The organism is Pseudomonas sp. (genome assembly GCF_037994325.1).
Taxonomy (GTDB): Bacteria; Pseudomonadota; Gammaproteobacteria; order Pseudomonadales; family Pseudomonadaceae; genus Aquipseudomonas.
The window spans coordinates 1-23,798 of record NZ_JBBNAH010000122.1; the positions used below are offsets into that span (position 1 = coordinate 1).

Sequence of the window (23,798 nt, forward strand, 5' to 3'; positions counted from 1 at the left end):
GCGCTGCGTAGGCGGTAGAGGAATTTTTCCTGCTGGTCCTGCATCAGTTGCGTGCTTTGTTGCAGGTCGTTGAGCACGCTGGGGAGGTCGTCAATCAGTGGTTCTTGCAGGGCGCTCAGGCCGTGGATGAGGCTGTCTTGGTAGGCCTTGCCGCTGTCGACGCTATGGGAAATGCCGCCCTCTATGTCGTCGACCAGCTCAATCACCTGCTGTTGCCCGGCGCGGGCTTCCTCTAGTTCGCCGCGAATAATGTAGTCGCGAAACAGCTTGGCGGCGGTCTCTGGTGGAAAGCTATCGAAGTCCTTGACTGTTTTGTCGAGGCGTCGATTGAGTTCCGGTTCCTGGCCCTTGCTGTAGGTGTACCAGAGCGCGTAATGGACCGGGTTTGGCGGGATGTCGTGACGCATCATTAGCGGCACGGCTTGTTTGAGTAGGTCCGCTGCCTCGCGGGTCTCCTCCGGGTAGAGACTTAAAAGAGTGGGCGATTTCGGCGGCTGGCTCATCTGGCGTGCAAGTTCAAACTATCGATTGCCAGAGCATAGAGCAGCTGTGCGGCTTGCGCCTAGCAAAAGGCCCGGTTTTGCGCCGGGCCTTTTGCGTTTTTGCGGGTGGGTTTACACCGCCAGCAGGCTGCGCAACATCCACGCGGTTTTTTCGTGCACTTGCATGCGTTGGGTGAGCAGGTCAGCGGTCGGCTCGTCGCTGACTTTGTCCAGCAGCGGAAAGATGCCACGGGCGGTACGCACTACCGCTTCCTGGCCTTGAACCAGTTGCTTGATCATGTCTTCGGCAGACGGAACGCCTTCTTCTTCTTTAATAGAGGAGAGGCGAGCGTAGGCGGCGTAAGTGCCCGGTGCGTTGAAGCCCAGGGCGCGAATACGCTCGGCAATGGAGTCCACGGCCAGGGCCAGCTCGGTGTACTGACCTTCAAACATCAGGTGCAGGGTGTTGAACATCGGGCCGGTGACGTTCCAGTGAAAGTTGTGGGTTTTCAGGTACAGGGTGTAGGTGTCGGCGAGCAAGCGAGACAGGCCTTCGGCGATAGCAGCGCGGTCCTGTTCGGCAATTCCGATGTTGATTTCCATGGCGTTTCTCCTTGTTCAGGCTAATGAAAGCGGACTAAAGCGATGGGCAGAGCCTAGCATGGGCCCTGGGGTGGTTGTCGCGGGGAGCGGGTCAATAAATGCTATTGGCCAAATGCATAGCGTGCTTGCACGGTTGCGCTGTTTGACGACGGTTTGTGGGTTTATTGCCAGGCGCGATCCGTCATATACTCCCGCCCCTTGACGCGAGGGCCGCAAGGCGCGGTTCCGCGGCACGTTGTTATGCACGCCGAGATGAGCCAATGCCAATTTACGATTACCAATGCGCTTCCTGTGGCCATCAGATGGAAGCCATTCAGAAATTCAGCGATTCGCCTCTGGTCGATTGCCCGACCTGCAAGGCTCCCGAGTTGAAGAAGTTGTTGTCCATGCCTGGCTTTCGCCTGAAGGGCAATGGCTGGTACGAGACCGACTTTAAGACCGGCGCGAAAAAGAACCTGGCTGGCGGCGATAAAGCCGATTAAGCACACCGAATAGTCGAATTACGAGAAGCGAAACCACCATCATGATGCGCAGCCATTATTGCGGCCAGTTGAACGAGAGCCTGGAAGGTCAGGAAATCACCCTGTGCGGTTGGGTTCACCGTCGTCGAGATCACGGCGGCGTGATCTTCCTCGATATCCGTGACCGTGAAGGTCTGGCCCAAGTGGTGTTCGACCCGGATCGCGCGGAAACCTTCGCCAAAGCTGACCGCGTGCGCAGCGAATATGTAGTGAAAATCACCGGTAAAGTGCGTTTGCGCCCAGCCGGCGCACAAAACGCCAATATGGCCTCCGGTGCCATTGAAGTGCTCGGCTATGAGCTGGAAGTGCTGAACGAAGCGGAAACCCCACCGTTCTCGCTCAACGAATACACCGACGTGGGCGAAGAAACCCGTCTGCGTTATCGCTTTATCGACCTGCGCCGTCCGGAAATGGCCGAGAAGCTGAAGCTGCGTTCGCGCGTGACCACCAGCATTCGCCGTTACCTCGACGAAAACGGCTTCCTCGACGTCGAAACGCCGATTCTTACCCGCGCAACACCGGAAGGTGCCCGCGACTACTTGGTACCGAGCCGTACCCACCCCGGTAGTTTCTTCGCCTTGCCGCAATCGCCGCAGCTGTTCAAGCAGTTGCTGATGGTGGCTGGCTTCGACCGTTACTACCAAATCGCCAAGTGCTTCCGCGACGAAGACCTGCGTGCTGACCGCCAGCCGGAATTCACCCAGATCGACATCGAGACCAGCTTCCTCGACGAAGACGACATCATTGCTATCACCGAGAAGATGATTCGCCAGCTGTTCAAGGAAGTGCTGAACCTGGAATTCGGCGAATTCCCGCATATGCCGTTCTCCGAAGCCATGAGCCGTTACGGTTCCGACAAGCCAGACCTGCGTATTCCGCTGGAGCTGGTAGACGTGGCCGACCAGCTCAAAGAGGTCGACTTCAAAGTATTCAGCGGTCCGGCCAACGACCCGAAATGCCGAATCGCCGCCCTGCGCGTGCCTGGTGGCGCGAGCATGCCGCGTAAGCAGATCGACGATTACACCAAGTTCGTCGGCAACTACGGTGCCAAAGGCCTGGCGTATATCAAGGTCAATGAGCGCGCCAAAGGCGTTGAAGGCCTGCAATCGCCGATCGTGAAAAACATCCCGGAAGCCAACCTCAACGTGATCCTTGATCGCGTCGGTGCGGTGGATGGCGATATCGTGTTTTTCGGTGCAGACAAAACCAAGATCGTTTGCGACGCCTTGGGCGCGCTGCGTATCAAGGTTGGCCACGACCTCAACCTGCTCACCTGTGAGTGGGCGCCGATGTGGGTTGTTGACTTCCCGATGTTCGAAGAAGCCGACGATGGCAGCTTGAACTCCCTGCACCACCCGTTCACTTCGCCCAAGTGCACCCCAGCAGAGCTGGAAGCCAACCCGGCCGCTGCGCTGTCCCGTGCTTACGACATGGTGCTCAACGGCACTGAGTTGGGCGGCGGTTCCATCCGTATCCACGACAAGGCGATGCAGCAGACTGTATTCCGGGTTTTGGGTATCAGCGAAGCAGAGCAGGAAGAGAAGTTCGGCTTCCTCCTCGACGCGCTGAAATACGGCGCGCCGCCGCACGGTGGTCTGGCCTTCGGTCTGGACCGTCTGGTGATGCTGATGACCGGCGCGCAGTCGATCCGTGAAGTGATCGCCTTCCCGAAAACCCAGAGTGCTGCGGACGTAATGACCCAAGCGCCCGGTGAAGTTGATCCTCGCCAGCTGCGCGACCTGCACATTCGTCTGCGCGAGCAGGTTAAAGCGGATTAAGCCGTTGTAGAAATGAGAGCCTGGCGCTCTTAATCGACGCCCCTTTTCCGCAAGCCGGGGAGGGGCGTTTTTCATAGTATGGAAAATGCGGAGCGCGGTTATGGCGGGTCATTCCAAATGGGCCAACATCAAGCATCGTAAAGGGCGTCAGGACGCCAAAAAGGGCAAGATTTTCACCAAGCTGATTCGTGAGCTGACCGTGGCGGCGGGGCAGGGCGGCGGCATTCCCGCCGATAACCCGCGCTTGCGCTTGGCGGTGGATAAGGCGCTGGGCGCCAATATGACCCGCGACACCATCGATCGGGCCATTGCCCGTGGCGTCGGCGCGGATGACGGCACCAAGGTTGAAGAGTTGAGCTACGAGGGTTATGCGCCCAATGGCGTGGCGGTGATCGTCGAAACCATGACTGACAACCGCAACCGAACGGCCGCAGCCGTACGCCATGCCTTTACCAAGTGCGGTGGCAACCTGGGTACCGACGGTTCAGTGGCCTATATGTTCGACCGCAAAGGTCAGATCAGCTTTGCGCCTGGCGTCAACGAAGATGCGTTGATGGAGGCGGCTCTGGAGGCCGGTGCTGACGATGTGGTCACCCACGAAGACGGTTCTATCGATGTGTTCACCAGCTTCGTCGACTTTATTTCGGTGAACGAAGCGTTGCAGGCAGCCGGGTTTAAAGGTGATGAAGCGGAGATCAGCATGATTCCGTCGATCACTGTGGAGCTGACTGAGCTGGAAGTGGCGCAAAAGGTGCTCAAGCTGATCGACATGCTTGAAGACCTGGATGACGTGCAAAACGTGTATTTCAACGGTGAGATTCCGGAAGAAATCATGGAGCAGGTCGGCTAGTCCGCACTTGTTTTGTAGGCGCGAGCTGGCTCTCGAACCCTGGAAACGCTGGCCTCTTGTTAGACCCCGTGGCCATTGTTCGCGAGCAAGCGCGCTCCTACGCGTATAAGCTGGCCTCTCTATTTTTTCTCCAATTTTGCAGGTGCTATGACCCTTATTCTCGGCATTGACCCCGGTTCGCGTATCACTGGTTACGGCGTGGTGCGCGATATCGGTCGTGGCTGTGAGTACGTGGCTTCTGGCTGCATTCGTACCGGCGCAGGCGAGTTATCAGAGCGCTTGCAGATTGTGTTTCGCGGCGTGCGTGAGGTGATCGAAACCTACGGGCCGGTGACGATGGGCATCGAGAAGGTGTTTATGGCCAAGAATGCCGACTCGGCGCTCAAGCTCGGTCAGGCACGCGGCGCGGCCATCGTGGCGGCGGCTGAGCATGGCCTGGAGATCGCTGAATACACCGCCACTCAGGTTAAACAAGCGATTGCCGGCACTGGCGGCGCGGACAAGCAGCAAGTGCAGATGATGGTGATGCATTTGCTCAAGCTGACGCAGAAACCGCAAATTGATGCCTCCGACGCGCTGGCTATTGCCTTGTGTCATGCCCACACTCGCTCCAGTTTGATTCCCCATGGTTTGGTGGGCGCCCGTAGTCGCGGCGGCCGCCTGCGTTTGTGATGCGGGGTTGCTCGGTTGGTTTTGGTGCGCACAGTACACCCCTACGTGCTGTTTCGAACTTTTAAGGAAGTGAAGCTGTGATTGGACGCTTGCGCGGAACCCTGCTGGAAAAGCAGCCACCGCACCTTATCGTCGATGTAAATGGCCTGGGTTATGAGGTGGAAGTACCCATGACCACGCTCTACCGCCTGCCATCGGTAGGCGAGCCGGTCACCTTGCACACGCATTTGGTGGTTCGTGAGGACGCTCAGTTGCTGTTTGGTTTCGCCGAAAAGCGCGAGCGTGAGCTGTTTCGTGAGCTGATTCGCCTTAACGGTGTCGGTCCCAAGCTGGCGCTGGCGTTGATGTCCGGACTGGAAGTTGATGAGTTGGTGCGTTGCGTGCAGGCGCAAGACACGTCGGCGCTTACCCGAATTCCGGGCGTCGGCAAAAAGACTGCTGAGCGCCTGCTGGTCGAGCTTAAAGATCGCTTCAAAGCGTGGGAAACCGTGCCGGGTATCGCCACTTTTGTCACTGAACCTCGTGCCGGTGGCACAGTCTCAAGTGCGGAGAATGATGCCGTGAGCGCCCTGATTTCCCTGGGCTTTAAGCCGCAAGAGGCTAGCCGCGCGGTTTCGGCGGTAAAGGAAGATGGTTTGAGCAGCGAAGAAATGATCCGTCGTTCATTGAAAGGAATGGTTTAAGTGATAGACGCCGATCGCCTGATCACCGGTTCTGGCCGTGACCGCGATGAACAACTGGACCGCGCCATCCGGCCGCTGCGCCTGGCCGAGTACATTGGCCAGCCGAAAGTGCGTGAGCAGATGGAGCTGTTTATTCAGGCGGCGCGTGGGCGCTCTGAGTCGCTCGATCACACACTGATTTTTGGCCCACCCGGTCTGGGTAAAACCACCCTGGCCAATATCATTGCCCAGGAAATGGGCGTCTCGATTAAAAGCACCTCCGGTCCCGTGTTGGAGCGCCCCGGCGATTTGGCCGCAATGCTGACCAATCTCGAGCCCGGCGATGTGCTGTTTATCGATGAAATCCACCGTCTTTCGCCCATCGTTGAGGAAGTGCTGTACCCGGCGATGGAAGATTTTCAGCTCGACATCATGATTGGCGAAGGCCCGGCCGCGCGCTCGATCAAGCTCGACCTGCCGCCTTTCACGTTAGTGGGCGCCACTACGCGCGCTGGCATGTTGACCAACCCGTTGCGCGACCGCTTCGGCATTGTTCAACGCTTGGAGTTCTACAGCACCGAAGATCTGGCCACTATCGTTCAGCGCTCCGCCGGCATTCTTGGCTTGCCGCTGGACCCGGAGGGCGCCTTTGAAATCGCCCGGCGTGCCCGCGGCACGCCCCGTATCGCCAACCGTTTGCTGCGTCGTGTGCGTGACTTTGCCGAAGTGCGTGCGCAGGGCCATATCACCCGGCCTATCGCTGACCTGGCATTGAATCTGTTGGATGTCGATGAACATGGCTTTGATCATCAGGATCGGCGTTTGCTGCTGACCATGATCGAGAAGTTTGACGGTGGCCCGGTAGGCGTCGACAGCCTGGCAGCGGCCATTAGCGAGGAACGCCACACCATTGAAGATGTGCTGGAGCCTTACCTGATTCAGCAGGGCTACATCATGCGCACCCCGCGTGGTCGGGTGGTCACTCGCCATGCTTATCTACACTTCGGCCTCAACGTGCCCAAACGCATGGGTGATATGCCCCAGGTCGATATGTTCGCGGTGGACGAGTAGCTTTTGGCTGCCACTGTTCAGTTGATGAACAACTAGTTGAAGGGATTGATTTTTAATGTTGCAGATGGACAAAAAACAGTTGGTTTGCCCGATTGGCAACCCGGGGAGTAAGCACTAGAGTATGCGCGCGCAAAATGGGCTTGAGCCGTTCACCCATCGCTGTCGGGTTTACTACGAAGACACCGATGCCGGCGGCATCGTGTACTACGTCAATTACCTTAAATTTATGGAGCGGGCTCGTACCGAGCGGTTACGCGACTTGGGTTTTTCCCAATCGACGCTGGCGGGCGAGATGTTGTTTGTCGTGCATTCCAGCGAAGCGCGTTACCACGTGCCGGCGCGCTTGGACGATGAACTGTTAGTCAGTGCCGAAGTAATCGAATTAAACCGTGCCAGCCTGCGCTTTCGTCAACAGGTTAGGCGGGCTACGGATAAAACGCTGCTCTGTGAAGGGCAGTTCCTGGTGGCCTGTGTGCGCGCCGACAGTTTGAAACCCCGGGCTATTCCCGAAGCGTTGCGTATGGCCTTTGCCGGCCAGAGCGACGCGGGTACATCTAAAGCAGGAGATTAAGCGTGGAAGCCACCGTCGTCGACCATACCTCTATGTGGAGTCTGATCAGCAACGCCAGCATCGTGGTGCAGCTGGTTATGCTGGTGCTTGTAGGTGCATCGGTCACTTCATGGATCATGATCTTTCAGAAAAGCACCATGATCCGTGCTGCAAAACGTTCCCTGGAAACCTTCGAGGAGCGCTTCTGGTCGGGTATCGACCTGTCCAAGCTCTATCGTCAGGCCGGCGCCAATCCAGACCCGGATTCGGGCGTTGAGCAAATTTTCCGTGGCGGCTTCAAAGAGTTCTCGCGTCTGCGCCAACAAGCGGGCGTTGACCCTGACGCGGTCATGGACGGCGTCAACCGTGCCATGCGCGTGGCCATTTCCCGCGAAGAAGAAAAGCTTGAACAGAGCCTGTCGTTCCTGGCCACCGTAGGTTCCACCAGTCCTTATATCGGTCTGTTCGGTACCGTATGGGGCATCATGAACTCCTTCCGCGGCCTGGCTTCTGCTCAGCAAGCGACCTTGGCCACTGTTGCGCCGGGTATTGCCGAGGCGCTGATTGCCACCGCTATCGGCCTGTTCGCTGCGATTCCTGCGGTAATTGCTTACAACCGCTTTGCCGCTCGCGGCGAAACCCTGGTCGGCCGCTACTACACCTTCGCCGATGAATTCCAAGCCATCCTGCACCGTAAAGTGCACACCAGTGACGAGTAAGACGCTGGTTTTACTGAAGGCTTTAGGAAAGGTTTTAACTCATGGCACGTATTCGTAAGAGACGTAAACCAGTCGCCGAAATGAACGTGGTGCCCTACATCGACGTGATGTTGGTGCTGTTGGTGATTTTCATGGTGACTGCCCCGATGCTCAACCAGGGTGTGAAGGTTGACCTGCCCAAGGTGTCCAGCGATGCCTTGCCGCAAGACAACAACACCCAGGTACTGACCATCTCGATCAAAGCCGACAAGACCTACTACTGGAACCTTGGCAGCGAAGTGGACACCGATAAGGTGCAGGCCAAAGCCCTGACCCTGCCGGAAATGACCACCGCAGTGACGGCGATCATGAACCAGAGCCGCGCCCAGGGTAAGCAGACGCAAGTGTTTATCCGCGCCGATAAAGTGGTCGACTACGGTGCCGTGATGGCCGCCATGGGCGGGCTGCAGCAGGCAGGCGTAGGTAATGTCGGCCTGATTACCGAGGCGCCCTAATGCAGGAACGCGAGCGCTCCTCATCGGAAAGCTTTTTCTGGCCGAGCATCTGGGCAATAGGGCTGCATGTTCTATTGTTCGGCACGCTGTTTGTCAGCTTTGCTTTTACGCCGGAGCTACCACCGTCTAAACCCATTGTTCAGGCCACGCTTTATGAGCTGAAGTCCAAGAGCCCGGCGACTGTGCAGACCAATCAGAAAATTGCTGGTGAAGCGAAGAAAACCGCTGCCAAGCAATACGAGGTTGAGCAGCTGGAAGCCAAGAAGGTTGAACAAGAGAAGGTAAAAGCGGCGGAACAAAAGAAAGCCGAAGAAGCTCAAAAAGCCGAAGCGGCTGAACAGGCCGAAGCCGAAGCTGCCAAGGCCGCTGAAGCGAAGAAAGCTGACGAAGCGAAAAAGGCCGAGGAAAAGAAACTCGCCGATATCGCCAAGAAGAAAACCGAAGAAGAACAGAAGAAAGCCGCGGAAGAAGCCAAGAAAAAGGCTGATGCCGAGGCCGAGAAGAAAAAAGCAGCAGATGACGCCAAGAAAAAAGCAGCGGATGCCAAGAAAGCCGCCGATGCGAAGAAAAAGGCCGAAGCTGAAGCGGTGAAGAAAAAGGCTGCCGAGGCTGCACGCAAGGCGACCGAAGATAAGAAAGCTCAGGCCTTGGCCGAGCTGCTGTCCAACGATACCGAGCGTCAGGCGACCACCGCTGATGAAGTGGGTGATACGGTGTCGGGCAATTTCGATGACCTGATCCGTATGCGCGCTGCCGAAGGTTGGACCCGTCCGCCGGGCGCGAGCAAAGGCATGACCGTGGTGCTACAGATCAATATGTTGCCCGATGGCACGATCACCGGCGTTAGCGTGGCGAAATCCAGTGGTAATGGCCCGTTCGATAGCTCGGCTGTAGCCGCCGTGAAAAATATTGGGCGTTTAGTAGAAATGCAGGGTTTGAGCCCTACGGACTTCAACCCTTATCGTTCATTCAAGATGACCTTCACACCTGAGGATTTAGATTTGTGATCAACATTCTTCGAGGACTGCTTGTGGTTCTTTGCTGCGCCGCTGGCATGGTGGCGGCAGAGGAAAAGAACATTCTGGTGAGCAGCGGTTCCGACCGCGCTATTCCTATCGCGGTCGTACCGTTCGGCTGGCAGGGCGGCACTGTGCTGCCTGAAGACATGTCCGACATCATCGGCAAGGACCTGCGCAACTCCGGTATTTTTGAACCGATTCCACGCCAGAACATGATCAGCCTGCCAACCCAGGCGAGCGAAGTGATCTTCCGCGACTGGAAAGCACTTGGTGCTCAATACGTAATGACCGGCAGCATCGTGCCTAACGGCGGCCGTCTGCAGGTGCAGTTCGCCTTGTTCAACGTTGCCACCGAACAGCAAGTGTTTACCGGTAGCGTGGGCGGCACCACGGATCAACTCCGTGATATGTCCCACTACATCGCTGACCAGTCGTTTGAAAAACTCACCGGCATCAAGGGTGCGTTTTCGACCCAGATGCTGTACGTGACGGCTGAGCGTTTCTCTGGCACCAACACTCGTTACACCTTGCAGCGTTCGGACTACGACGGTGCTCGTGCCGTGACCTTGCTGCAGTCGCGTGAGCCAATTCTGTCGCCGCGTTTCGCCAGCGACGGCAAGCGCATTGCCTATGTGTCGTTTGAGCAGAAGCGTCCGCGTATCTTTATTCAGCACATCGACACCGGTCGCCGTGAGCAAATCACCAACTTCGAAGGCCTCAATGGCGCGCCGGCGTTCTCGCCAGATGGCAGCAAGCTGGCGTTTGTGTTGTCCCGCGATGGCAACCCAGAGATCTATGTAATGGATCTGGCTAGCCGGCAGATGACCCGCGTGACCAATCACTTTGCAATTGATACCGAACCCTTCTGGGGCAAGGACGGTCAGACCATATACTTCACTTCGGACCGTGCTGGGAAACCGCAGGTCTACAAGACGAATATTGCCGGTGGTGCAGTTGACCGGGTGACCTTTGTAGGTAACTACAACGCTAACCCTAAACTGTCTGCTGACGAGAAGACGTTGGTGATGATTCACCGTCAGGACGGTTTCACCAATTTCAAAGTTGCGGCGCAGGATTTGCAAACGTCGCGTTTGCGGATTCTTTCAGATACCAATCTGGATGAGTCTCCTACTGTTGCGCCCAACGGCACCATGGTAATCTACGCCACCCGCCAGCAGGGCCGTGGAGTCTTGATTCTTGCCTCCATCAATGGACGAGTAAAACTCCCGATTCCAACCGCGCAAGGCGAAATCAGAGAGCCATCCTGGTCGCCCTTCCTGAACTGACGCGGCGCTGCACACTTTACTTAACACACTGGGGTTCATTAGGAGTTTTACTATGGAAATGTTGAAATTTGGTAAGTTCGCTGCACTGGCTCTGTCCATGGCAGTAGCAGTAGGTTGCTCCTCCAAAGGCGGCGACAACGCTGGCGAAGGCGCTGTTGATCCAAACGCTGGCTACAACGCCAACAACGGCGCTGTAGACGGTAGCCTGAGCGAAGAAGCTGCTCTGCGCGCTATCACTACTTTCTACTTCGAATACGACAGCTCGGACCTGAAGCCAGAAGCCATGCGCGCTCTGGACGTTCACGCCAAGGACCTGAAAGCTAACGGCGCTCGCGTTGTTCTGGAAGGCAACACCGACGAACGCGGTACCCGCGAGTACAACATGGCTCTGGGCGAGCGTCGCGCCAAAGCTGTTCAGCGTTACCTGGTACTGCAAGGTGTTTCCCCAGCTCAGCTGGAACTGGTTTCCTACGGTGAAGAGCGTCCAGTTGCTACCGGCAACGACGAGCAATCCTGGGCTCAAAACCGTCGCGTTGAACTGCGTAAGTAATTCGACATGCGAACGTGCCGTCGTGCTCTGACTATATTGACTCTCAGCCTGCCGCTTGCGGCGTGGGCTGCGGTTCCGGTGGTTGATGACAACGCCAGCAATGGCGGTGGCAGCTATCCACCAGCGGGTTATGGCACGACCGGCGCCTATGCAGGGGGAGGGGTTACGGCCCCTGCCTCGGCACAGGGCGAGCTGTTCATGCAGCTGCAACAAATGCAAGACGAGCTAGGCCGCCTGCGCGGCATGGTTGAGGAGCAACAAAACGAAATTCAGCGCCTGAAACAAGAAGGCCTGGAGCGTTACCAAGACCTCGATAGACGCATAGCTGCTGGTGGTGCCTCGGGCGCTCCTGCTGCTAACCAAGATTCCGGCAATACCGGTGCTATTAACGCCGGTGGTGCCCCTGTTCAGCCAGCAGCGCAACAGCCTGCGGCGAGCACAGAGCCTGGTGACCCGGCGAAGGAAAAGCTCTATTACGATGCTGCCTTCGACCTGATCAAGGCCAAAGATTTCGACAAGGCCAGTCAAGCCTTCAGCGCTTTCCTGCGCAAATACCCACAGAGCCAATACGCCGGCAACGCGCAGTACTGGCTGGGTGAAGTGAATTTGACCAAAGGCGACCTGCAAGGCGCCGGGCAGGCATTTGCCAAGGTCAGCCAGTTGTATCCGACCCATAACAAGGTGCCGGATTCGCTGTATAAACTCGCCGATGTCGAGCAGCGTCTTGGCCACTCCGACAAAGCCAAAGGCATTCTTCAGCAAGTAATCGCTCAGTACCCCGGTAGCTCGGCTGCTCAGCTGGCGCAACGAGACTTGCAACGCCTGTAAAGCCTGACCCGCCGTTCAATAAAACCCGCGCCTGTCGCGGGTTTTTTCGTTAGAATCGCCGGCCCAATTCCCGCAACGGAGGCGGATGGCCTGTTTCGCCGTCACGCCCGTGGCCGATATGCAAAAAAACCTGCGCATTACCGAGATTTTTTACTCGTTGCAGGGTGAGACGCGCACCGCCGGTTTACCGACGGTGTTCGTTCGCCTGACTGGCTGCCCATTACGCTGCCAATACTGCGACACCGCCTACGCCTTCAGCGGCGGCGAAATCATGTCCCTGGACGCCATCGTTGAGCAGATCGCTGCCTACAAGCCGCGTTATGTCTGCGTGACCGGTGGTGAGCCGCTGGCCCAGCCCAATTGCATTCCCTTGCTTGAGCGCCTGTGCGATGCCGGTTTCGAGGTGTCGCTGGAAACCAGCGGCGCTCTCGATGTGTCGGCGGTCGACCCGCGCGTCAGCAAAGTGGTGGACTTGAAGACTCCTGGCTCGGCTGAAATGGCCCGCAATCGCTACGAGAACATCGAGTTTTTGACCGCCAACGATCAAGTCAAATTTGTGATCTGTTCTCGCGAAGATTACGACTGGTCCGTCTCCAAGCTGATTCAGTACGGTCTGCAAAATCGTGCTGGCGAAGTGTTGTTCTCACCGAGCCACCAACAAGTGAATGCACGGGAGTTGGCCGACTGGATCGTTGCCGACAACCTGCCGGTGCGTTTGCAATTGCAGCTGCACAAAATTCTTTGGAACGACCAGCCGGGACACTGATATGACTGATAAAAAAGCGGTAATTCTGCTCTCCGGCGGCCTTGATTCCGCCACCGTTGTGGCTATGGCTAAAGCCGATGGCTACGCCTGCTACACCATGAGTTTTGACTACGGCCAACGCCATCGCTCCGAGCTGCAAGCAGCTGAACGCGTGGCGCAGCAGCTTGGCGTGGTCGAGCACAAGGTGATTGGCTTGAACCTCAATGGCATGGGCGGTTCGGCGCTGACCGACAGTTCCATCGCCGTGCCGGAAACCCCAGGTGAAGGCATTCCCGTTACCTATGTGCCGGCACGCAACACGGTATTTTTGTCGCTGGCGTTGGGTTGGGCCGAGGTGCTCGGCGCGCGGGATATTTTTATCGGCGTGAATGCCGTGGACTATTCCGGCTACCCGGATTGCCGTCCTGAGTTTGTTGAGGCCTTCGAGCGCATGGCCAATCTGGCCACCAAAGCTGGCGTGGAAGGGCAGGGCTTTCGTATTCAGGCGCCGCTGCAATTTATGAGCAAGGGGCAGATTGTTCAGGCGGGCATCGCCCAAGGCGTGGACTACGGCCTGACCGTTTCTTGCTACCAAGCTGATGACGATGGTCGCGCCTGCGGCAAATGCGACAGCTGCCGCCTGCGTGCAGCCGGTTTCGCCGAAGCTGGGGTGAAAGACCCTACCCGTTATTTCTAAAACTTTGCCGCATCGTGTTGATTTTATGAATTAAATCAGTATTATGCACCCCGCGGGTCGTTAGCTCAGTTGGTAGAGCAGTTGGCTTTTAACCAATTGGTCGTAGGTTCGAGTCCCACACGACCCACCATATCTCCTTCGTAAAGAAGCGACGAAAACCCGGAATGCTCAGCAGTGAGTCTTCCGGTTTTTTTGTTTCTTGCTGGTCAGATCGCGACGTTAGTTTTATCCCGCTACGCGCGTGCGCCGACATCAGGCGGGTATACTGCGCGGCACTGAAAGCATATTCAGAGCCTGATGACATGACCCAGATTTCCGAACGCCTGCTGGTTCAGGCGCATTTAGACGCCAAGCAACCCAAGCCCCTATCGCCGGACGAAGAAGCGCGTCTGCGCGCCGAGATCGCGGCCGAGCTGAAAGCTCAGGATGCGGTGCTGGTAGCTCACTATTATTGCGACCCGGTTATTCAGGCTTTGGCCGAGGAAACCGGCGGCTGCGTGTCCGACTCTCTGGAAATGGCCCGCTTCGGCAATCAGCACTCGGCGAAAACCGTGCTGGTGGCCGGCGTGAAGTTTATGGGCGAGACGGCAAAAATTCTTAACCCGGAAAAGCGCGTGCTGATGCCCACGCTGGAAGCGACGTGCTCGCTGGACCTGGGTTGCCCGGTAGACGAGTTCTCCGCCTTCTGCGACCAGCACCCCGAGCGCACGGTGGTGGTCTACGCCAACACCTCGGCAGCGGTGAAGGCGCGAGCGGACTGGGTCGTCACGTCCAGTTGCGCGCTGGAAATCGTTGAAAGCCTGATGGATAACGGCGAGAAAATTATCTGGGCGCCGGACAAACACCTGGGCCGCTATATCCAGAAGCAAACCGGTGCGGACATGCTGCTATGGGATGGTGCCTGCATAGTTCACGAGGAGTTCAAGTCCAAGCAGCTCGAAGATATGAAGGCCCTGTACCCGGACGCTGCGATTCTGGTGCACCCGGAATCGCCGGAATCGGTGATTGATCTGGCCGATGCGGTCGGCTCTACCAGCCAGTTGATCAAGGCCGCACAAACGCTGCCGAACTCGACCTTTATCGTTGCCACCGACCGCGGCATTTTCTACAAGATGCAGCAGCTGTGCCCGGACAAAATCTTCGTCGAAGCACCCACCGCCGGTAACGGAGCGGCCTGCCGTAGCTGCGCGCATTGCCCGTGGATGGCGATGAATACCTTGGAGCGCACGCTGCAATGCTTGCGCGAAGGCAGCAATGAAATCTTCGTCGATGCTGCTTTGATTCCCCGGGCGCTCAAGCCGCTTAAACGCATGCTCGATTTCACTCAGGCGGCACGCTTGAAGTTGGCGGGTAACGCCTAGCTCTGCACGGCCGCCAACACGAAAAAGCCCGGCACATTGACCGGGCTTTTTCGTGTTGGCGCGACAGTGTCGCTTGGGCGCCCCGGGGCTAGCGCATCAGCTGCTTGATCATGCGCTGTTGTTCCATGATTTCTTTCTGCCGGGCATCGATTTTCGAGGCCAGTGGGAAGTTGTTGATGGCGCGGCGTTTGGCGAAGTCGAGTTGCTCCAAGGCCTGGTCGAAGTCGGCCATCAGCGCAAAGTACTCAGCACGAGCTTGGTGCAGGCCAATGATATCGCCAGCCTGGCCGCGAACTTCGGCGACCTGGTACCAGATATCCGGATCGTTAGGCCGCGCTTTTAGCAGTTCTTCCAGCGCTTTCTGTGCCTGTGGTGCTTGGCTCTGTTTTATCAATAGGTCGATACGGCTCTGTTGCAGCGGGTAGTTATCCGGGAACTGGGCGAGCATTTTGTCGACCCGCTGTTTGGCCTCTGGAATGCGGTTGGCGGTGATATCCAACTCCACCTGAGCGAGGTTGTAGGTGACGTTGTCCGGGGCTTTTTTCAGCAGGGGCGCCAGACTGTCGCGAGCTTCGTTGAGCTGGCCGCTTTTCACTTGTGCCAACGCCAGGCCGTAACGCGCGGCGTCCATACCTGGGTCGTCCTGCAACATCGCGCGGAAGCGTTTGCCGGCAATGCCTGGGGTTTCCTCAAAGGTCAGTTGAACGCGGGCGCGCATCAGTTGGTATTGCAGGGTGTCTTCGCGCCCGCTCTGGCCGAATTGTTCGGCGCGGTTACGGGTATCGGCGATACGCGATTCGGTCACCGGGTGAGTCAGCAGAAATTCCGGCGGACGTTTGTCGAAGCGGTATTGGCGCGCCATACGCTCGAACATATTCGGCATGGCGCGTGGGTCGTAGCCGGCACGCTCAAGGTTGACCACGCCAACGCGGTCAGCCTCTTGTTCGTTCTGCCGGGAGAAGCGCAGCTGGTTCTGAATCGCTGCCGCCTGGGTGCCCATAATCGTCGCCATACCGACGTCGCCGGCGCCGGCGGCTGCGGCGATAATGCCGGCAAGCATGGCGGCCATCACCGGAATCTGCATTTGTTGCTGCGCCTGCAAGCCGCGGGCGTAGTGGCGTTGAATCAAGTGGCCCAATTCGTGGGCGAGTACCGCGGCGTATTCGGCCTCGGTCTGCGCGTAGAGAAACAGACCGCCGTTGACCCCGATCACCCCGCCCGGCGCGGCGAAAGCGTTGATCTGTGGGTCTTTGATCAGGATAAACACCAGGCGGTGGTCGTGCAGGTCGCTGGTTTCGGCGAGCTTGTACACGCTGCTTTCCACGAATTCTTTTAGCTGCGGGTCGTTCAACTGCGGTACTTGGCTGCGTACCAGGCTCAACCAGGCGCGACCCAGTTGAAACTCCTGCTCGGGCGAGACGATGGAGGAGCTGGAATCACCCAGTGAGGGCAAGTCATCGGCTATGGCCGGGGCGATGGCTGGAGAGGCGAGCAAGCAGGCGAGCGAAAGCAGCGTGGGGCGCAGAAGATTCATGCACGGAGCTCTTGGCGGCAAAGTCCCTACTGTAGCCGCCATGGCGGTCGGCTGACCACCTCGGTATCCTCATCTACCCGTTTTGGAGCCCGATTCGATGACTGATGCTGTGATCTTTGATGCCGAGCTGGATACCAGCGGACTAAATTGCCCGCTGCCGTTGCTGAAAGCCAAGCTCGAACTCAATCGCCTGGCCAGTGGTGCGGTGCTCAAGGTGACGGCGACCGATGCCGGCTCGCAGCGCGACTTCCGCGCATTCGCCACGTTGGCCGGGCATACCTTGTTGCGCGAGGAAGCTGAGGCTGGGGTTTATCGCTATTGGCTACGCAAGGCTTAGCTCAAACCAGAGACGGCGCTGTGGTGCCTGCTGTTAAGGAATTCTGATGTTTAAGGTGTTACGCAATTGGGTGCAACGCTACTTCTCCGATGAAGAAGCGGTAGTGCTGGCCGTGCTGCTGGTGTTGGCGTTCGCGGCCATCCTGACTTTTGGCGGCATGCTCGCACCGGTGCTTGCCGGCTTGGTGCTGGCGTTTCTGATGCAGGGCTTGGTGCGCACGCTGCAACGGTTGCGCGTGCCGCAGGTGGCTGCTGTATGGCTGGTGTTTGCCTGCTTTATGGGGTTGCTCGGGGTTTGCTTGCTGGTGTTGATACCGCTGCTTTGGCAGCAGGTGATTGCCCTGTTTAACGAGCTGCCGGGCATGCTCGGTAAGTGGCAGTCGTTGCTGCTGCTGTTGCCGGAGCGCTATCCGCAGCTGGTCTCGGACGAACAAGTGCTGCATGTGATTGAAGTGGTGCGCAACGAGATCGGCAGCTTTGGCCAACTGGCGCTGACCTTCTCACTGTCCAGTTTGCCACTGTTGGTCAACGCCATGATTTATCTGGTGCTGGTGCCGATTCTGGTGTTTTTCTTCCTCAAGGATGGCGGCTTGATCGCCCGCTGGTTTCGCGGTTACCTGCCACGCGAGCGCACGTTGATCACCCGCGTGGGTCGGGAAATGAACCAGCAGATAGCCAACTACATTCGCGGCAAAGTTATCGAAATTCTGATCTGCGGCGGCGCCACTTATGTAGCGTTTATCGCCCTGGGCCTTAACTATGCCGCGCTGTTAGCTTTGTTGGTGGGCTTCTCAGTGGTGGTGCCCTATGTCGGCGCCGTGGTGGTGACGGTGCCGGTGGCGTTGATCGCGCTATTTCAGTGGGGCTGGGGTGACCAGTTTATTTACCTGATGGCGGTGTACGGCATTATCCAGGCGCTGGATGGCAACGTGCTGGTGCCGCTGTTGTTTGCCGAAGCGGTGAACCTACATCCAGTGGTGATTATTTGTGCGGTACTGCTGTTTGGCGGCATGTGGGGCTTCTGGGGGATTTTCTTTGCCATCCCGCTGGCCACGCTGTGCAAGGCATTGTTGGATGCCTGGCCGCGCAAGGAGCCGGTTGTAGCGCCGCTGATGTAAGCGCCCACGCAGCTTTACCAACAAAAAGCCCGGCACTTGGCCGGGCTTTTTGTTGGGTGGGTATTTAGCTTTTGTTCAGTGCTTGTGCTGCCGCCAGTACCGCATCCACATGCCCTGGCACTTTCACGCCACGCCATTCCTGGCGTAGAACGCCATTGGCGTCGATCAAAAAAGTGCTGCGATCTACGCCCAGGTATTCCTTGCCGTATAGCTTTTTCAGCTTGATCACATCAAACAGTTGGCAAAGGGCTTCGTCTTTATCGGACAACAGCTCGAAGGGGAATTCCTGCTTGCACTTGAAGTTCTCGTGGGACTTCAAGCTGTCGCGCGATACCCCGAACACCTCGGTATTGGCTGCTTTAAACGCTGCGTATTGGTCGCGAAAACCCTGGCCTTCAGTGGTGCAGCCAGGGGTGCTGTCTTTGGGGTAGAAGTAGATCACCACTTGCTGGCCTTTAAGTGCCGAGAGGGTGATTTGTTTACCGCTGGTAGCCGGTACGGTGAAATCGGCTACTGGTTGGTCGAGGGAAATGCTCATGCGTTAGTCCTCAAGGCGGTGTGGTTGGGCGCCACGGTTCGATTAGGGCGTCGAGGTTCAACGCATCGGCGAAGTCGAGGAACTGATCGCGCAACCAACTGATTTGTGTGCCTGCTGGCAACGTCACGGTGAGTGTGGCGTTAAGCATGGTGCCGCCGGTTTGCGGCGCCTGGTAGGTATCGCAGGTGAGGTTTTCCAGCTCAACGTTGTGGTCAATAAAGAACTGGCACAACTCGTTGAGGATGTCTGGGCGATACACCGAGCTGACGTAGGCCACATAAGGCAGTGCTTGCGGGCGCACCTCGGCGGCGGCGCTGCGCACCACACTCACGGTAAAGGCATGTTTTTTCGACAGCGACGGCAGGCTGGTTTCCAGGCGCGCCAGGGCGTCCCAGTTGCCCGACACCTGCACCACCAGCGCACTGTACTCGCCGTGGCGGGTCAGGCGGGTGCTGATAACCGCGCAACGGTTCTCATGGCTGGCGCGGCACAGCACATTAGTCAGCTCCATCGGGTTAGTGCCAAGGGCACTGATGACAAGGAATTGTTCGCGGACTATGGGGGTGGACATGCAGCATTCCTAAAGCGATGAGCGGTCGGCAGGTAAACTGTCGATCAAAGCCGGAAGGTTAGCGAAAACTGTCGCTGAGGGGAATGCTCATAGCGCGGTACTTCGCTTGTGCAAGGCAGGTGGCGCCAGTACCATTACGGCTCTCTTTTTCCGGCAGGAGCGGTTGCATGATTGCGGGCAGTATGGTGGCACTGGTCACGCCCATGGATGCGCAGGGTCGTCTTGATTGGGACGCGCTGAGCAAGCTGGTGGACTTCCACCTCCAAGAAGGCACCAACGCCATCGTCGCGGTCGGCACCACGGGTGAGTCGGCGACGTTGGATGTTAACGAACATATCGAAGTGATTCGCCGCGTGGTGGATCAGGTTGCCGGGCGTATTCCGGTAATCGCCGGTACGGGCGCGAACTCGACGCGCGAAGCGGTGGAACTGACCACCAATGCCAAGAACGCCGGCGCCGATGCCTGCCTGCTGGTGACGCCGTACTACAACAAACCAACCCAGGAAGGTTTGTACCTGCACTTCCGCCACATCGCTGAAGCGGTGGCCATTCCACAGATTCTCTACAACGTTCCAGGCCGCACCGTGTGCGACATGCTGCCGGAAACCGTTGAGCGTTTGTCGAAGATTTCCAACATTGTCGGCATCAAAGAAGCCACTGGTGACCTGCAACGCGGCCGTGAAGTACTCGACCGCGTCGACAGCGACTTCCTGGTGTACTCCGGTGACGACGCCACTGCCGTCGAGCTCATGCTGATGGGCGGCAAAGGCAATATTTCCGTAACGGCCAACGTGGCACCGCGCGCCATGAGCGAGCTGTGTGCGGCAGCAATGGCCGGCGATGCCGTGACAGCCCGGGCGATCAATGATCGTTTGATGCCGCTGCACAAAACGCTGTTTATCGAATCCAACCCGATTCCGGTGAAATGGGCCCTGCAGGAAATGGGTTTGATGGTGGAAGGCATTCGCCTGCCACTGACCTGGCTCAGTCCGCGTTGTCATGAACCGCTGCGTCAGGCCCTGCGCCAGTCCGGCGTATTGGTTTAATTGAGGAAGCACTACGCATGAAGCGACTGGCCGGACTTTCTGCCCTTGCCGTAATCATTTCCAGCACCAGCGGTTGCGGGTGGATCTGGGGTGAAGATGGATATTTCCGTGATCGTGGCAGTGATTACCTGACGCAACACCAGACCCCGGCGATGCAAGTGCCGTCCGGCCTGGAAGTAAAACCCCTCGACCCGCTGTTGCCGGTACCGCGCAATGTCGCTGACTCTACTGTGCAGGGCGAGTACGACGTGCCGCGTCCACAGCCGCTGGCAGCACAAGCCGATGCTAGCGAATTCAGCCTGCAAAAAAGCGGCGATGCCCGCTGGTTGGTGGCACAGCGTCCACCGGCTGAAGTCTGGCCTGTGGCCCACCAGTTCTTTGAAGACAACGGCTTCCGCATCAGCGAAGACCGCCCGCAAACCGGCGAATTCAGCACCGACTGGCAGCGTTTCGAAGAGCTGTCGGCACCCATGGCTCGTCGCCTGAGCGGCCGTGTGGCGGACGTCGACCCGAAAAGCGAAACTCGCGTTCGTGTGCGGATCGAGCCAGGCGTGCAGCGCAACACCAGCGAAATCTACGTAGTTAGCGCCCAGCGTCCGGCCGAGAGCACCGCTGATGTGGCCTTCCCAGCCAAATCGGCCAACGCCAGCCTCGACGCTGCGCTGTTGGACGAAATGCTCGCCAGCATGGCGCGTAGCGCAGAGCAGGGCGGTTCGGTTTCTCTGTTGGCCGCCCGGGACTTCGATGCGCCAAGCCGCGTTAGCCTGACCGAAGACGGCAACAACAACCCGGTACTGAACCTCGGCGCCGACTTTGATCGCGCCTGGTCCAGTGTTGGCCGCTCGCTGGAAACCGCCAACGTGCGCGTTGATGACCTTAACCGCAGCCTGGGTGTGTACTACATCAACCTGGCCGAAGGCGCTGAAAGCAAGGACAAGGAGCGTGGTTTCTTTAGTCGTCTGTGGAGCAGTGAACCGACCAAGGAAGAAATCGATGCCCGCGCCGAGCGTTATCAGGTACGCCTGACCAAGGCTGCGGATAACGTGCAAGTCACCGTGGAAAAAGACCTCAACACCGTAGCGCCAGCCGAAGTGGCCCGCCGCGTACTGGCCTTGATCCAGGAAAACCTGGGCTGATCTGCTGTGGCTGGCCTCTGTCGAGGTCAGCCCGCCCGGCTCGCAAAATCGATAGGCGAAACCTCTGTGGTTTCGCCTGTTTCGTTTAATAAAGGCGGAAATCTTCCATGACCACTCCCTCCACCTTGAGCTTGAAGAAAATCTATTCCGGCAAGGTTCGCGATCTGTACGAGATCGACGCCAAACGCATGCTGATGGTTGCCACCGACCGTCTTTCCGCCTTTGACGTCATCCTCGCCGAGCCGATTCCGGACAAGGGCAAAATTCTCACTGCCATTTCCAACTTCTGGTTCGACAAGCTGGCTGGCGTGGTGCCCAACCACTTCACCGGCGACCGCGTTGAAGATGTGGTGCCGGCGGCTGAGCTGCCGTTGGTGGAAGGCCGCGCGGTGGTGGCCAAGCGTCTGCAGCCGATTGCCGTGGAAGCCATTGTGCGTGGCTATATCGTCGGTTCTGGATGGAAGGAATACCAAAAGAGTGGCACCGTCTGCGGTATCCAACTGCCGGCAGGTTTGAAGGAGGCGTCGAAACTGGCGCAGCCAATCTTCACCCCGTCGACCAAAGCGGCCGTGGGTGATCACGACGAAAACATCTCTTACGAGCAATGTGAAGCCGTAATCGGCAAAGAACTGGCCGCCAAGGTTCGCGACACTGCTATCGCCCTGTACAGCGCCGCAGTCGAATACGCAGCCACCCGCGGCATCATCATCGCCGACACCAAGTTCGAATTCGGCCTTGATGAAGACGGCACCCTGACTTTGATGGACGAAGTGCTGACCCCGGACTCCAGCCGTTTCTGGCCGGTCGAAAGCTATGTGGAAGGCAAGAACCCGCCGAGCTTCGACAAGCAGTTTGTACGTGACTGGCTGGAGTCCACCGGCTGGAACAAAGAACCGCCAGCACCGGCTGTACCCGTCGACGTAGCGCAGAAAACCGCTGACAAGTACCGCGAAGCGCTGACCAAGCTGACCGCTTGAGCCGCGTTTGGCGCTAGGGAGAGAGGCTTGGGCCTCTCTTTTGCGTTGTCTGGTCAGACTAGGCTGAAGCTGCGCAAGCATCTGAAAGCAGGCGAAAAATTTCGAATTTTGGCTTTCACCAATCGCAAATGAGCTGTTATCATGCGCGCCGCTGGGGAGATGCCGGAGTGGCCGAACGGGACGGATTCGAAATCCGTTGTATCAGCGATGGTACCTAGGGTTCGAATCCCTATTTCCCCGCCATCATTTATAGCGAAACCCCCGAAGTCTCACGATTTCGGGGGTTTTTGCTTTTCAGCGTTCAGAAAGGTGTCGATGTTCTTTCGACAGCGGCGTCGACGTCAGCCTCAATCCAAAAAACAACGGTCGAACAGATACAGGCAGGAAGGCTTTACGTTTTCCAACGTGGCCTGCGCCCGCCCGCCATCGCCTTGTTTCTTGCGCCCGGTTTCTTGCAGATAGCCGGCTTCGGTCATTTTCATCAAGCGTTGGCGCATGCTGGTTTTCAGCACGGGGCGAGCCAGCACCAGGGAAAAAATGTTCACCGCTTCCGGGGCGCTGAATTCATTGCCAAGAAACATCAACGGCAAACTGCTGTAGAGCGATTTGGAGAGCAACCGCTCATATGTCGCGGCCACTAGCTGATTGTGGTCAAACGGCAGTTTGTGGCTGGCATTAGCAACGTCGCTTAGTGGCAAGAAAGCCTGGCTGGCGCTTAGTGGCGCGTTTTCACTGGCAATGGCTAGGTAGAACGTTGACGACGACCAGCAGCGCGGATCGCGGAATGCGTCGCCGACGGTGCCTACCTGCTCGATATACGCTAGCTGCATGCCGACCTTGGCGGACTCTCTCAGGCGTTTCACTGCGTCGTCCAGAGTCAGGTCGATGGTGCTGCCGTTGACCACCAGACCAGGGAGCGCCCAATGCTCGGCGAAAGGTTCGGCGTCGCGTTTGTTCAGCAGAATCTGCAATGCCTGGGTGTCGCGGCAGTAGCGCAGAACGCAGAGGTCGACGGTGTGCAGATAGGGGCTTTTTTCTTCGCGGTGTTTTGACATGTAGGGCTGCGTTAATTGGGAGCGGGATGGGGTCGGCTTGGCTAAAGGTATATGTCGTGTACCTTGTTTTCAAGGGGTTAACGAGCGATCAGAGTTTTACCTATTCTCCAGTATCGATTGGGCCTTTGTTGTTTTTAAACTTTCCTGTTGAAATGTAAGTACACGACGTGTACCTTGTGAATCATTCACAGGAGACACCCGCCATGAGTAGCTCGACGATGAAAACCGCTTCTTTCGATGTTGATGCACAGAAAAGCTTCACTCCACTGTGCCCTGCAGAACTGCCCGTCGCCGGTGGGGATTTGATTGGCGGCGAGCTCAATTTCATGGCCAGCCTGGCGCACTTGCGCGTCGGTAGCAAAGATGCCCACACCCCGCAGGCGCCGTGGGTAGTTAAACAACATGCGGATATGCTCCGGCCAACCGGCCTGGAACATGCCGATGTGACGTGGGTTAGTCACTGCGTGCCTGGTACTGAGGGTTTTAACCTGTTAGATGAGCTGCCCACGCCCTATGACTATGACTATTTCGTCTGGAAAGGCGTGGAGCCCGATTTACACCCCTACGGCGCCTGCTACCACGACTTGCACGGCAAGTTG

At 57.7% G+C, this 23,798-nt stretch carries 26 protein-coding genes, 2 tRNA genes and 2 pseudogenes; 24 read left to right on the top strand and 6 right to left on the bottom strand.

The window, feature by feature from the left end; translation table 11 throughout:
* A pseudogene (locus AAAB16_RS04025) lies at positions 1 to 503 on the bottom strand (GGDEF domain-containing protein); the annotation flags it as partial.
* 111 nt (positions 504 to 614) lie between these two features.
* On the bottom strand, positions 615 to 1,085 hold the full coding sequence (locus AAAB16_RS04030) for a Dps family protein (RefSeq protein WP_340662187.1): 471 nt from the start codon (positions 1,083 to 1,085) through the stop codon (positions 615 to 617).
* Positions 1,086 to 1,345: 260 nt separating this feature from the next.
* On the opposite strand from AAAB16_RS04030, the gene AAAB16_RS04035 reads away from it, so the two are divergent.
* The 17 genes from AAAB16_RS04035 to nadA all read left to right on the top strand — a co-directional run bounded on the left by AAAB16_RS04035 (position 1,346) and on the right by nadA (position 14,888).
* Positions 1,346 to 1,567, top strand: a complete 222-nt coding sequence (locus AAAB16_RS04035) for an FmdB family zinc ribbon protein (protein WP_110616213.1) — start codon at positions 1,346 to 1,348, stop codon at positions 1,565 to 1,567.
* Positions 1,568 to 1,608: 41 nt separating this feature from the next.
* The gene (aspS, locus tag AAAB16_RS04040) at positions 1,609 to 3,384 is read left to right on the top strand and encodes an aspartate--tRNA ligase (RefSeq protein WP_340662188.1); all 1,776 of its coding nucleotides are present in this window, start codon (positions 1,609 to 1,611) and stop codon (positions 3,382 to 3,384) included.
* Positions 3,385 to 3,484: 100 nt separating this feature from the next.
* Complete coding sequence (locus AAAB16_RS04045; RefSeq protein ID WP_340662189.1) at positions 3,485 to 4,234, top strand: YebC/PmpR family DNA-binding transcriptional regulator; 750 nt, start codon at positions 3,485 to 3,487, stop codon at positions 4,232 to 4,234.
* A 147-nt stretch (positions 4,235 to 4,381) separates the two neighbouring features.
* The gene (gene ruvC, locus AAAB16_RS04050) at positions 4,382 to 4,906 is read left to right on the top strand and encodes a crossover junction endodeoxyribonuclease RuvC (protein WP_108095583.1); all 525 of its coding nucleotides are present in this window, start codon (positions 4,382 to 4,384) and stop codon (positions 4,904 to 4,906) included.
* 77 nt (positions 4,907 to 4,983) lie between these two features.
* Positions 4,984 to 5,589 carry a Holliday junction branch migration protein RuvA gene (ruvA, locus tag AAAB16_RS04055; protein WP_110616216.1) on the top strand — a complete coding sequence of 202 codons (606 nt, stop codon included), beginning with the start codon at positions 4,984 to 4,986 and terminating at the stop codon, positions 5,587 to 5,589.
* Entirely contained in the window at positions 5,590 to 6,639 is a 1,050-nt protein-coding gene (ruvB, locus tag AAAB16_RS04060; RefSeq protein ID WP_340662190.1) for a Holliday junction branch migration DNA helicase RuvB, read from the top strand.
* A 121-nt stretch (positions 6,640 to 6,760) separates the two neighbouring features.
* Entirely contained in the window at positions 6,761 to 7,210 is a 450-nt protein-coding gene (gene ybgC, locus AAAB16_RS04065) for a tol-pal system-associated acyl-CoA thioesterase (RefSeq protein ID WP_340662191.1), read from the top strand.
* Positions 7,211 to 7,212: 2 nt separating this feature from the next.
* A complete protein-coding gene (tolQ, locus tag AAAB16_RS04070) occupies positions 7,213 to 7,908 on the top strand; it encodes a protein TolQ (RefSeq protein ID WP_110616219.1) in 696 nt (231 codons plus the stop codon).
* A 41-nt stretch (positions 7,909 to 7,949) separates the two neighbouring features.
* Complete coding sequence (gene tolR / locus AAAB16_RS04075) at positions 7,950 to 8,402, top strand: protein TolR (RefSeq protein WP_110616220.1); 453 nt, start codon at positions 7,950 to 7,952, stop codon at positions 8,400 to 8,402.
* Positions 8,402 to 9,409, top strand: a complete 1,008-nt coding sequence (tolA, locus tag AAAB16_RS04080; protein WP_340662192.1) for a cell envelope integrity protein TolA — start codon at positions 8,402 to 8,404, stop codon at positions 9,407 to 9,409. The genes tolR and tolA overlap by 1 nt, the downstream gene beginning before the upstream one ends.
* A 47-nt stretch (positions 9,410 to 9,456) precedes the next feature.
* A complete protein-coding gene (tolB, locus tag AAAB16_RS04085) occupies positions 9,457 to 10,707 on the top strand; it encodes a Tol-Pal system beta propeller repeat protein TolB (RefSeq protein ID WP_340662202.1) in 1,251 nt (416 codons plus the stop codon).
* 52 nt (positions 10,708 to 10,759) lie between these two features.
* The gene (gene pal, locus AAAB16_RS04090; RefSeq protein ID WP_110616223.1) at positions 10,760 to 11,257 is read left to right on the top strand and encodes a peptidoglycan-associated lipoprotein Pal; all 498 of its coding nucleotides are present in this window, start codon (positions 10,760 to 10,762) and stop codon (positions 11,255 to 11,257) included.
* A gap of 6 nt (positions 11,258 to 11,263) precedes the next feature.
* Complete coding sequence (gene ybgF / locus AAAB16_RS04095) at positions 11,264 to 12,085, top strand: tol-pal system protein YbgF (protein WP_340662193.1); 822 nt, start codon at positions 11,264 to 11,266, stop codon at positions 12,083 to 12,085.
* A gap of 118 nt (positions 12,086 to 12,203) precedes the next feature.
* Entirely contained in the window at positions 12,204 to 12,851 is a 648-nt protein-coding gene (gene queE / locus AAAB16_RS04100; RefSeq protein ID WP_340662203.1) for a 7-carboxy-7-deazaguanine synthase QueE, read from the top strand.
* Position 12,852: 1 nt separating this feature from the next.
* Positions 12,853 to 13,527, top strand: coding sequence for a 7-cyano-7-deazaguanine synthase QueC (queC, locus tag AAAB16_RS04105; RefSeq protein WP_340662194.1), 675 nt, complete (start codon positions 12,853 to 12,855; stop codon positions 13,525 to 13,527).
* Between the two features lie 54 nt (positions 13,528 to 13,581).
* Positions 13,582 to 13,657, top strand: a tRNA-Lys gene (locus AAAB16_RS04110).
* A 172-nt stretch (positions 13,658 to 13,829) separates the two neighbouring features.
* Positions 13,830 to 14,888: a quinolinate synthase NadA gene (gene nadA / locus AAAB16_RS04115; protein WP_340662195.1), complete on the top strand. Its 1,059-nt coding sequence runs from the start codon at positions 13,830 to 13,832 to the stop codon at positions 14,886 to 14,888.
* Between the two features lie 88 nt (positions 14,889 to 14,976).
* On the opposite strand, the gene AAAB16_RS04120 is transcribed toward nadA, so the two are convergent.
* Complete coding sequence (locus AAAB16_RS04120) at positions 14,977 to 16,422, bottom strand: M48 family metalloprotease (protein ID WP_340662196.1); 1,446 nt, start codon at positions 16,420 to 16,422, stop codon at positions 14,977 to 14,979.
* A gap of 97 nt (positions 16,423 to 16,519) precedes the next feature.
* Between AAAB16_RS04120 and AAAB16_RS04125 the strand changes: the two genes are divergently transcribed.
* On the top strand, positions 16,520 to 16,759 hold the full coding sequence (locus tag AAAB16_RS04125; RefSeq protein WP_110616228.1) for a sulfurtransferase TusA family protein: 240 nt from the start codon (positions 16,520 to 16,522) through the stop codon (positions 16,757 to 16,759).
* A 46-nt stretch (positions 16,760 to 16,805) separates the two neighbouring features.
* On the top strand, positions 16,806 to 17,876 hold the full coding sequence (locus tag AAAB16_RS04130) for an AI-2E family transporter (RefSeq protein WP_340662197.1): 1,071 nt from the start codon (positions 16,806 to 16,808) through the stop codon (positions 17,874 to 17,876).
* Positions 17,877 to 17,940: 64 nt separating this feature from the next.
* Here the strand turns inward: AAAB16_RS04130 and AAAB16_RS04135 are convergent, their stop codons facing one another.
* Both AAAB16_RS04135 and AAAB16_RS04140 read right to left on the bottom strand, forming a co-directional pair.
* On the bottom strand, positions 17,941 to 18,414 hold the full coding sequence (locus AAAB16_RS04135; RefSeq protein WP_340662198.1) for a peroxiredoxin: 474 nt from the start codon (positions 18,412 to 18,414) through the stop codon (positions 17,941 to 17,943).
* A gap of 10 nt (positions 18,415 to 18,424) precedes the next feature.
* Positions 18,425 to 18,985 (bottom strand): glycine cleavage system protein R, encoded by a 561-nt coding sequence (locus AAAB16_RS04140; protein ID WP_110616231.1) that lies wholly within the window; start codon positions 18,983 to 18,985, stop codon positions 18,425 to 18,427.
* 167 nt (positions 18,986 to 19,152) lie between these two features.
* Between AAAB16_RS04140 and dapA the strand changes: the two genes are divergently transcribed.
* From dapA to AAAB16_RS04160, 4 genes are all read left to right on the top strand, one after another.
* Entirely contained in the window at positions 19,153 to 20,031 is an 879-nt protein-coding gene (dapA, locus tag AAAB16_RS04145) for a 4-hydroxy-tetrahydrodipicolinate synthase (protein ID WP_110616232.1), read from the top strand.
* Between the two features lie 17 nt (positions 20,032 to 20,048).
* Entirely contained in the window at positions 20,049 to 21,167 is a 1,119-nt protein-coding gene (bamC, locus tag AAAB16_RS04150; protein ID WP_340662199.1) for an outer membrane protein assembly factor BamC, read from the top strand.
* A gap of 107 nt (positions 21,168 to 21,274) precedes the next feature.
* On the top strand, positions 21,275 to 22,144 hold the full coding sequence (locus AAAB16_RS04155) for a phosphoribosylaminoimidazolesuccinocarboxamide synthase (RefSeq protein WP_340662200.1): 870 nt from the start codon (positions 21,275 to 21,277) through the stop codon (positions 22,142 to 22,144).
* A 153-nt stretch (positions 22,145 to 22,297) separates the two neighbouring features.
* Positions 22,298 to 22,387 (top strand) — tRNA-Ser (locus AAAB16_RS04160).
* 104 nt (positions 22,388 to 22,491) lie between these two features.
* On the opposite strand, the gene AAAB16_RS04165 is transcribed toward AAAB16_RS04160, so the two are convergent.
* Positions 22,492 to 23,199, bottom strand: a complete 708-nt coding sequence (locus tag AAAB16_RS04165; protein WP_340662201.1) for an NUDIX hydrolase — start codon at positions 23,197 to 23,199, stop codon at positions 22,492 to 22,494.
* Positions 23,200 to 23,402: 203 nt separating this feature from the next.
* On the opposite strand from AAAB16_RS04165, the pseudogene AAAB16_RS04170 reads away from it, so the two are divergent.
* Positions 23,403 to 23,798 (top strand): annotated as a pseudogene (locus tag AAAB16_RS04170) (nicotinamidase); the annotation flags it as partial.